General features: G+C 64.8%; 10 protein-coding genes. 3 read left to right on the forward strand and 7 right to left on the reverse strand.

What is annotated here, in order from left to right:
- The 4 genes from Q4E95_RS09145 to Q4E95_RS09160 form a co-directional block, all read right to left on the reverse strand.
- Positions 1–620: ABC transporter ATP-binding protein (locus Q4E95_RS09145; RefSeq protein ID WP_303383012.1), on the reverse strand; the 620-nt coding region annotated here is incomplete at its 3' end.
- 68 nt (positions 621–688) lie between these two features.
- Complete coding sequence (locus Q4E95_RS09150) at positions 689–1,342, reverse strand: DUF421 domain-containing protein (RefSeq protein ID WP_303383013.1); 654 nt, start codon at positions 1,340–1,342, stop codon at positions 689–691.
- Positions 1,343–1,361: 19 nt separating this feature from the next.
- Complete coding sequence (locus tag Q4E95_RS09155) at positions 1,362–3,200, reverse strand: ABC transporter ATP-binding protein (RefSeq protein ID WP_303383020.1); 1,839 nt, start codon at positions 3,198–3,200, stop codon at positions 1,362–1,364.
- A gap of 106 nt (positions 3,201–3,306) precedes the next feature.
- Positions 3,307–3,792, reverse strand: a complete 486-nt coding sequence (locus Q4E95_RS09160; protein ID WP_303383014.1) for a MarR family winged helix-turn-helix transcriptional regulator — start codon at positions 3,790–3,792, stop codon at positions 3,307–3,309.
- Between the two features lie 92 nt (positions 3,793–3,884).
- Between Q4E95_RS09160 and Q4E95_RS09165 the strand changes: the two genes are divergently transcribed.
- Positions 3,885–4,742 (forward strand): dioxygenase, encoded by an 858-nt coding sequence (locus tag Q4E95_RS09165; protein WP_303383015.1) that lies wholly within the window; start codon positions 3,885–3,887, stop codon positions 4,740–4,742.
- A 33-nt stretch (positions 4,743–4,775) separates the two neighbouring features.
- Here Q4E95_RS09165 and Q4E95_RS09170 read toward each other — a convergent pair whose 3' ends face one another.
- The gene (locus Q4E95_RS09170; protein ID WP_303383016.1) at positions 4,776–6,026 is read right to left on the reverse strand and encodes an MFS transporter; all 1,251 of its coding nucleotides are present in this window, start codon (positions 6,024–6,026) and stop codon (positions 4,776–4,778) included.
- A gap of 45 nt (positions 6,027–6,071) precedes the next feature.
- Between Q4E95_RS09170 and Q4E95_RS09175 the strand changes: the two genes are divergently transcribed.
- Positions 6,072–6,776, forward strand: a complete 705-nt coding sequence (locus Q4E95_RS09175; protein ID WP_303383017.1) for a hypothetical protein — start codon at positions 6,072–6,074, stop codon at positions 6,774–6,776.
- A 96-nt stretch (positions 6,777–6,872) separates the two neighbouring features.
- Here the strand turns inward: Q4E95_RS09175 and Q4E95_RS09180 are convergent, their stop codons facing one another.
- Complete coding sequence (locus Q4E95_RS09180) at positions 6,873–7,295, reverse strand: hypothetical protein (protein WP_303383018.1); 423 nt, start codon at positions 7,293–7,295, stop codon at positions 6,873–6,875.
- A gap of 126 nt (positions 7,296–7,421) precedes the next feature.
- Between Q4E95_RS09180 and Q4E95_RS09185 the strand changes: the two genes are divergently transcribed.
- Entirely contained in the window at positions 7,422–8,252 is an 831-nt protein-coding gene (locus tag Q4E95_RS09185) for an aldo/keto reductase (protein ID WP_303383019.1), read from the forward strand.
- 143 nt (positions 8,253–8,395) lie between these two features.
- Here the strand turns inward: Q4E95_RS09185 and Q4E95_RS09190 are convergent, their stop codons facing one another.
- Positions 8,396–8,533: a hypothetical protein gene (locus Q4E95_RS09190; RefSeq protein ID WP_303383021.1), complete on the reverse strand. Its 138-nt coding sequence runs from the start codon at positions 8,531–8,533 to the stop codon at positions 8,396–8,398.
- Positions 8,534–8,589 lie beyond the last annotated feature (56 nt).

Raw genomic sequence — 8,589 nt, forward strand, 5'->3', positions numbered from 1 at the left:
CCCAGGGTGATGGCCTCGTCGATGTCGTGGGTGACGAACACAATGGTGCGGTGCAGTCGCTGCTGCAGGTCCAGGAGTTCGCGCTGCAGGTCCTGCCGCACCACGGGGTCCACCGCGGAGAAGGGCTCATCCATGAGCAGGATGGGCGGATCGGCCGCGAGCGCTCGGGCCACGCCCACGCGCTGTTGCTGGCCGCCGGACAGTTGCGCCGGGTAGCGGGTGGCCAGCGACTCGTCCAAGCCCACAGAGCCGAGAAGTTTACGAGCGTTGGTGCGTGCGGTGGACTTGGACACCCCGTTCAACCGGGGGACGGTGGCGATGTTGTCCTCCACCGTGCGATGGGGCATGAGCCCGGACTGCTGCATCACGTAGCCCATGGAACGGCGCAGTTGCGCAGCGGGAACGTCCGCCACGTTACGGCCGTCAATCTCCACCGTTCCGGAGGTGGGTTCCACCATGCGGTTGAGCATGCGCAGGGAAGTGGTTTTGCCGCAGCCGGAGGGGCCCACGAACACGGTGAGCGAGCCGGTGGGGATCTCCAGATCCAGGTGGTCCACGGCGGTGGTCCCATTGGGATACACCTTGCTCACGCCCGAATAGCGAATGGCCGTTTCAGTCATGCCCTTGAAGTCCCTTCCGTGGCGTGCGTTTATCCTAACCACGGAAATCATCAGTGTGCTCCCTTATGTCACGGTGTTGTCCCGCGTTTATTTGGGCGATCTGTTTTCATGCGCTGGCCGGCATGCGTTTCGTCATCGTCAGTTCCGCGCTCAGCCAGGAATTCGGCCGGGATGCGGTCTGCACCGGCGACGTCCGCGAGCAACTGCGGGTCAATGGGAACCCCGCGGCGCAGCACACTGATGCCGCCCCCGGGTTCCTGGAGTACGCATGCAATCTCGTCATATGAACGGATGCCCGCTTTGCGCAGTGCACCGTGCAATTCCCCCAGGGTGATGTGAGAGCGCTTGAGCCATTTGTCCTGGATCTGCGGCCCGATCATGAGCAACCGCGCCGGGCTGTTCATGAGTCTCTGCACCCGCAAGGACGAGCGTAATTGCCCGAACCCGGCCTCCAGGACGAACAGGGTGGCCAGGCCCAGGATGCCGCTGGTCAGGGTGGGCGGGTGGCCCAGGATCACGCGACCGGCCACCGAACCGAGCATGACCGTCACGACCACGTCGAAGGTGGACATGGCCATGAGCACGCGCTGCCCGAAGATCCGCACGAACAGCAGGAAAGCCAGGTAGATCCCCACCGCGGACAGCACCACGGCAAGTGCGTGGGCTCCGGTGATCCCCAGTTCTTCGATCAGCTGGTCGGGTAGCGAGGCGCTCATGGGCATGACCACAGATTAGGCCCGCTCATTCGGCCGTCGAGAACTGCGTTTCGTACAGTTCCGCGTACCGACCGTCGACCTCGAGTAGTTCCTGGTGCGTGCCGCGCTCCACGATCCGGCCGGCTTCGATCACCAAGATCTGGTCGGCCTGCCGAATGGTCGACAGTCGATGGGCGATCACGACGGCCGTGCGTCCGATCATCGCCTCACTCAGCGCGGCCTGCACGTGGGCCTCGTTGGTGGAATCCAGCGCGGAGGTGGCCTCGTCCAGGATGACCACGCGCGGTTGCGCAAGCAGCAGCCGGGCAATGGTCAGGCGTTGACGCTCACCGCCGGAGAGCCGGTAGCCGCGCTCCCCCACCACGGTGTCCAGTCCGTCCGGGAGGGACGCGATCACGTGCTTCATGCGGGCCCGGTCCAGAGCGTGCCAGAGGTCCTCGTCCGTGGACTCCGGCCGGGCCAGGGCCAAATTCGCGCGGATGGTGTCGTGGAACAAGTGACCGTCCTGCATGACCATGCCCACGGTCTCCCGCAGGGATTCAAAGGTGGTTTCGCGGACGTCCTGGCCGCCCAGTCGCACGGCGCCGGTGTCGACGTCGTACAGGCGCGCCACCAGCTGGGCGATCGTGGATTTGCCCGCACCCGAGGACCCCACCAGGGCCACGGTGTGACCGGGTTGGGCGCTGAAGGAAATCCCGTGCAGCACTTCCTCACCGCCCCGCGAGTCGAGGACCGCGACGTCCTCCAAAGAGGCCAGCGAAACCTGGTCGGCCGAGGGGTAGGCGAAGTGGACGCCGTCGAACTCCACGGCCGCGGGGCCGGGAGCAATGGCGCGAGCATCCGGAGCCTCGCGGATCAAGGGCTTGATGTCCAACACCTCGAACACGCGCTCAAAGCTCACCACGGCGCTCATGATGTCCATGTGAGCATTGGCCAACATGGTCAAAGGCGTATACAGCCTGGTCAATAGCATGCCCAGGGTGACCACGGCACCCGCGTCCAGATGACCCAGGATCGCTTGGGCACCGCCCACCCCGTACACCAGCGCGAGCGCCAAAGCCGAGACCAAAGTTAACGCGGTGACGAACGTGGTTTGCAGCATGGTGGTGCGAATGCCGATATTGCGCACGCTCGCCGCGCGTTCGGCGAACTGCCGGGACTCACTGGAGGGGTCGCCGTAGAGCTTGACCAGCGTGGCACCACCCGCGGCGAAACGCTCGGTCATGCGGATGGACATTTGCGCGTTGTACTGCGCGGATTGCCGTTGCAGACCGGCCAGTCGTCCACCCATCGCGCGGGCGGGAATCAAGAAGATGGGGAGCAACAGCAGCGACAAACCCGTGACCTGCCACGAAATGGTCACCATGACACCCACGGTGAGCGCCAGCGACACCACGTTGGACACCACGCCGGACAGGGTGCCGGCGAAGGCGCGCTGCGCACCGATCACGTCGGTGTTGAGTCGGGAGACCAGCGCGCCCGTGCGGGTTCGGGTGAAGAAGGCCAGCGGCATGGTCTGCACATGGTCGTACACGGTGGTGCGCAGGTCGTAAATCAGGCCCTCACCCACGCGCGAGGACAACAGTCGGTTGAGCACGGACAGACCGGCATCCAGCAGTGCCACAATGGCGATCCCCACGGCCAGCCACACCACGGCCGAAATATCCTGCCCGCCGGTAATGGCATTGACCACGCGCCCCGCGAGGACCGGCGTCACCACGCCGAGGATTGCCAGCACCACGGAGACCACGACGAACAGCGCAATGGTCTTACGATGCGGGCGCGCAAAGGTGAGGATGCGCTTGATGGTGGCGCCACTGATCCTGCGCCCCTTGTACTCCTGGCCCTTGACGGTGCCCATCATGACCCGGTGCGGACTGCTGTTCATGCTCACCCCGCCACTCTAGACCCGCAGGAGAGAGCCCGGAGTAGCTCTACCGGCGGCGGTCAGCGGCGCATGGGCCCGTGCATCAGGCGATCGAGCGCAAACCCGTTGCCACGTCCTCGGCCGGCCCACGGTTGAGCGCCCGGCCGATCTCCACGAGTTGCCCCACCTGCTCGGAGCTCAGCCGGTCGAAAACGATCTCTCGCACATGACGCACGTGAGCGGGCGCGGCCTGCTGGATGCGCTCGATTCCCGCGTCGGTGATTTCGGCAATGACCACGCGGCGATCATCGAGGCGACCTTCACGGGTAACCAGACCGGCCTTTTCCATGCGCGCCACGATGCGTGAGAGCCGCGACTGGGACGTGTTGGTGGCTGCCGCGAGTTCGGACATGCGGTGCCGATGGTCGGACGCTTCGGAGAGCATTGCCAAAACCAGGTATTCCGCCAAAGACATATCTTCTTCGCTGCGCAACTGTGTTTCCACGGCACCGGGCAGCCGGAACATGATCGACACGAGCGCCAGCCATGCTTCGCGCTCATCCTCGGACAACCATTCTGTATCGCTCATACCCTCGATTCTAGGTGGAATATATTGACGCGGCAAATATTGTCCCCTACAGTTACTTGCAACAGAAACTATTTTGGAAGGAAGTAACTGTCATGGACATGACCGTTCTCGACCGTCATGAGATGTCCTCGGTCCCCCGCTCCGCCGCGCAACCGCGCTGGCAAGACGGCGACGCGCCGTTGCCCTCCATTTACCTGAGCCACGGCTACCCGGGGCTGCTCGATGACGCGCTCTGGCTCTCCGAACTCTTCGAATGGGCCCTGACCATGCCCAAGCCGCGCGGCGTGGTGGTGGTGTCCGCGCACTGGGAGAACGCCCCCACCTCCATCACTTCGCCCACCGCACACACCCCTTTGGTCTACGATTTCGGCGGGTTCGAGCAGCGCTTTTACGAACTCACCTACCCCACCCCGGACGCTTCAACCCTGGGCGCGCGGATTGCCGCAATGATGCCGGACAACGAGTCCCTGCACATCGATCACAACCGCGGCTTGGACCACGGCGCGTGGGTTCCGCTGCGCGCGATGTACCCGCTGGCAGACGTTCCCGCGCTGCAGGTCTCAATGCCCACGCACTCCCCCGAACGCCTCATGGACCTGGGCCGTCACCTGCGTCAACTGCGTCACGAGGGCTACCTGGTGATCGGTTCCGGTTTCATGACGCACGGCATGCCGTCGCGTCAGCTGCTATTGGGAACCACGGTCGAGCCCGAGTCCTGGTCTGTGGACTTCGATGCGTGGGCCGCCCAGTTGCTCGCCGACGGCGATGTGGCCGGCCTGTCCCGCTTCCGCACCGACGCCCCGGGCATGCCGCACGCCCACCCCACCGTGGAGCACTTCACGCCCCTGTTCATTACCCTGGGCGCGGCGGACAATCCCGAGGGTTCAGTGAAGACCACGGTCGAGGGCTACAAGCTCGGCTTGTCCAAGCGCTCGTTCCAGCTGGCCTAGCTGATCACCGTTCGACGACGCCGCTCGCCCGCCCTACGCGGGCAGCGTGCGGTTGCGTCCGGCGAGCGCTACGAACACACCCTGGGCGATGATCACCCCGAGAATCGTGAGCAGCGGAATGGTCCAGGTTCCCGTGGCATCACGCAGCACGCCGATCATGACCGGACCCAGCGCGGCCAGCAGGTAGCCGATGCTCTGCGCCATGGACGACAGTCCGGCCGCCTGGTGATAATCCACGGTCCGCAGCCCGAACAGCGCCATGGCCAGCACGATGGCCCCGCCGGTGCAGAAGCCGATGAACAGCGCCCACAGCAGCGACAGTCCGGGCATGGTCAGTAGCCCGATCACACCGATCACGGCCGAGCTGGTGAACAGTATGCCCAGCCCCGACTGGCTGCGGGTCCTGGGGATCATGGCTGCCGTGAAGAGGGTGCCCACCAGCCCGCACGCCTGGAACGCGAAGTGGTACCACCCGGCCTCCACCGCACTCGCACCGTTGAACACCTGCACCGCTGGAAGCCAGGTGACCATTGTGTAGTACACGGTGGACTGCAGCCCCATGTACGCGGTGACCTGCCAGGCCAACGCGGAGCCCAAGGGGAGTTTGGCGTGGCGGCGAGCGGGCGGCGTCGTCCGTAATGCGCCGTGTTCGTCGCGCAGGTCGGGACGGCCGGGCAGCTCTTTGGTGAGTTTGCGCCGACCCAGGATCCACGGCAGGAACACGGCCAGGCCGATGATCGCCGTGCCGGCCCAGATCCCCAACGCGAAGCGCCAGCCTGAGGGCGCCACCTGCGCAATGGGGACCACCACGCCGGAGGCGAGCGCGGCCGTGAGTGCGGTGACCGACTGGTACACACCGGTCATGGGCCCGATCTTGTGCGGCCAATCGCGTTTGATCAGCGCGGGGATCAACACGTTCATCACTGCAATGGCGGCCCCCAGCAGCACGGTGCCGATCCAGATGAAGCCGGGCCCGGGCGTGGAGCGAATGACAATGCCCAGCGCCAATACGGCGAGCGCCAGACCCAGCACACGTTCCAACCCGAGACTCTCGGCAAGCCGCGGCGCGAACGGCGAAATCACGGCGAACGCAATGAGCGGCAAGCTCACGAGCAGCGACGCCTCGAACCCGGTCAACCCACCCTGTCTTTCGATCTCCGGGAGCACGGGGCCCACCGCGGTAATGCCGGCGCGCAGGTTCGCGCCCAGCAACAACACCCCCACCAGCAGCAAACCGGCACGGTGGCCGCGGTTGACCGGGGGCTGAGCGGGACGCTCGGGCATGGCTGGACCACCTCTCTAGGACGTCATGCCACCATAATGGGAACCATGGATTCCATGGACACCTGGCCCACCCCCGTTACCGTTGATGACCGGGGTTTCGACCTCAAAGCCATGCAGCAGCTACGACGCAGCCCGTCCGCGACGCCCGCCGACGTCGCTTCCGATCCCGACGCCGCTGCGCCCGGTACCAGCGCGGCGACTGCCGCGGCGCCCGCCGCACCGGCCAAGGTGGGCACCCGTGAGAAGCTCGCCAATTCCATGATTCTGGTGATCCCGCTGGTGTCGGCGCTGGCCATCGTGCTGTGCTGGATGCGTTACGCGGACAGCAACAACGGCCTGTGGTTGGGCATGATTGCCGTGATCCTGGTGCTGGCCGCGATCACCTGGATCTCCAGCGTGAAGAAGGCCTTCGCCCGCGCGCAGGGCCACCTGGCCACCCGTTTGCCCGGAGTGATCGGCTACGGCGTGGGCATCATTCGCGAGGTGGACGTGGAGTCCCCCTTTGACGAGAACGGCGTCTCGGACACCGTCACCGCTCACCTGGTGCTGTCCGTGAACCCGGTGCAGGGCCCCAACTTTCAAGCGCCGGTGGATGCCGTGTACAACACCTCGGACTCCGAGAAACTCACCGTGGGCGCACACGGGCCGGTGCGCTACCTGCGTTCCGATCCCGAGAACACCGTGAGCATCGAAACTCGCCTGAACGATGCGCGGATCCGCCAGATCTATCAGGGTGCGGCAATGAACTGACCGTCTCACGAGTACATCGTGGACATGCGAACGGCCTCTTACCGGAAGGTGAGAGGCCGTTTTCGCGGCGACGCAGCGGCGTCGTCGGGGGAAGAGCTACTTGACCTGGTGCGAATCCTGGGTGCCGTGGGCGGCGGGGCGGGAACCGGACTTGTTGGCCAGGTTGGCGCGCAACGCGGAGGAGCCCAGGCGCTTGGACGGCTTCTCGTCCGTGACGGGAGCCGCGGACTTCGCCTTGGAGGGGGCGGGCACGGTTTCCTGCTGCTCGGTGTCCACGTCAGGGTCGATCACCACGCGAGTGTTGCTTTCCACCGAGGAACGCTTGAACTCTCGGGGGGCGCGAGGAGTGTCGTTGACCGCGGTGACCGAGACGGCCATGACGTTGAGCACGATGCCCAGAATCACGAAAATCCACGCGGCCACGGGCATGGACCCGAGCTCGAACAGCAGACCGATCACCACCAGCGCAATGGAGGTGATGTACGCGGGAGTCTTGACACGGTGGAAGTTGAACTTCATACCTCTATTTCATCATGACTGGCTGACATGCGCCTGACGGCGGTGACTTCACTCATAACTTAACTGCTTGTCAGGGCCGCGCGAACAGGAGTTCACTGGTACAAGTTTCCCTACGAAAGGATTTTCATGCCTCGCAATGCAACCTTGACCCTCAACGACGGCAACGTCATTCCCCAGTTCGGCTACGGCGTGTGGCAGGTCGACCCGGACGTCGCTGAAGAAGTGGTCACCAAGGCCCTCGAGATCGGGTACCGCCACATCGACACCGCCAAGATCTACGGAAATGAAGAAGGTGTGGGCCGCGCCATCGCGAAGAGCGGCATTGCCCGCGAGGACCTGTTCATCACCACCAAGCTGTGGAACGACGACCAGGGTTACGACTCCGCGCTGAAGGCCATCGACGGTTCCCTGGAACGTCTGGGCCTGGACTACGTGGACCTGTACCTCATTCACTGGTCGCAGCCGAAGAAGGGTAAGTACCTGGAGACCTGGAAGGCATTCCAGGAGATCAAGGCATCGGGCAAGGCCCGGTCCATCGGCATCTCGAACTTCGGTGAGGAAGCCTTCCAGGACATCATCGACACCGGTGACATTCCCGCCGCGCACCAGATCGAGTTGCACCCCTACTTCAACCAGAAGGCCATGCGCGATTTGGATGCGAAGTACGACATCGTGACCGAGGCCTGGTCCCCGCTGGGTCAAGGCAAGGCCGACTTGCAGGACGAGACCATCGCCCAGATCGCCGAGGCTCACGACGCCACCCCGGCTCAGGTCATCATTGCGTGGCACCTGGCCATCGGCAACGTGGTGTTCCCCAAGTCCGTGACTCCCGAGCGCATCGAGGAGAACTGGGCCGCGCAGGATCTCACGCTCAGCTCCGAGGAGATCGCCCTGATCGACGGTCTCACCCGCGAGGACGGCCGCATCGGTTCCGCACCGGAGGACTTCAACGACTGATCGCTAGTGCTTCAGTGAAACGGCCCCGGTCCCAGCAATGGGACCGAGGCCGTTTGCGAGATTCCTCTACCGGTGACGTCGGAACCCAGCCATTTATGTGTCTCTGACATCTGTGGCGCAGGTTCGCACGTGGACGCAGGGTGTCAACCTGCGCCCGAAATGTCACCGGCAGGGACATCCGCAGTCACGACGGCGCCCGCCCCGATCTTTGCCCCAGCGCCCACGGTAAGGGGGCCGACTACCTTGGCGCCCGAGCCGATCAGTGCGCCGTCGCCGACAATCGCGTGGCGGCGGTGCCCTGACCCGCTGGATCCACGGCAGAAATGGCACGGGCGTC

Source organism: Kocuria sp., assembly GCF_030536815.1.
Taxonomy (GTDB): domain Bacteria; phylum Actinomycetota; class Actinomycetes; order Actinomycetales; family Micrococcaceae; genus Kocuria; species Kocuria gwangalliensis.

Coding starts and splice junctions, on each gene's coding strand:
- Q4E95_RS09150 (WP_303383013.1), bottom strand. CDS start 1,342: ATGCCCATGAGCGCCTCGCTACCCGACCAGCTGATCGAAGAACTGGGG.
- Q4E95_RS09155 (WP_303383020.1), bottom strand. CDS start 3,200: ATGATGGGCACCGTCAAGGGCCAGGAGTACAAGGGGCGCAGGATCAGT.
- Q4E95_RS09160 (WP_303383014.1), bottom strand. CDS start 3,792: ATGAGCGATACAGAATGGTTGTCCGAGGATGAGCGCGAAGCATGGCTG.
- Q4E95_RS09165 (WP_303383015.1), top strand. CDS start 3,885: ATGGACATGACCGTTCTCGACCGTCATGAGATGTCCTCGGTCCCCCGC.
- Q4E95_RS09170 (WP_303383016.1), bottom strand. CDS start 6,026: ATGCCCGAGCGTCCCGCTCAGCCCCCGGTCAACCGCGGCCACCGTGCC.
- Q4E95_RS09175 (WP_303383017.1), top strand. CDS start 6,072: ATGGATTCCATGGACACCTGGCCCACCCCCGTTACCGTTGATGACCGG.
- Q4E95_RS09180 (WP_303383018.1), bottom strand. CDS start 7,295: ATGAAGTTCAACTTCCACCGTGTCAAGACTCCCGCGTACATCACCTCC.
- Q4E95_RS09185 (WP_303383019.1), top strand. CDS start 7,422: ATGCCTCGCAATGCAACCTTGACCCTCAACGACGGCAACGTCATTCCC.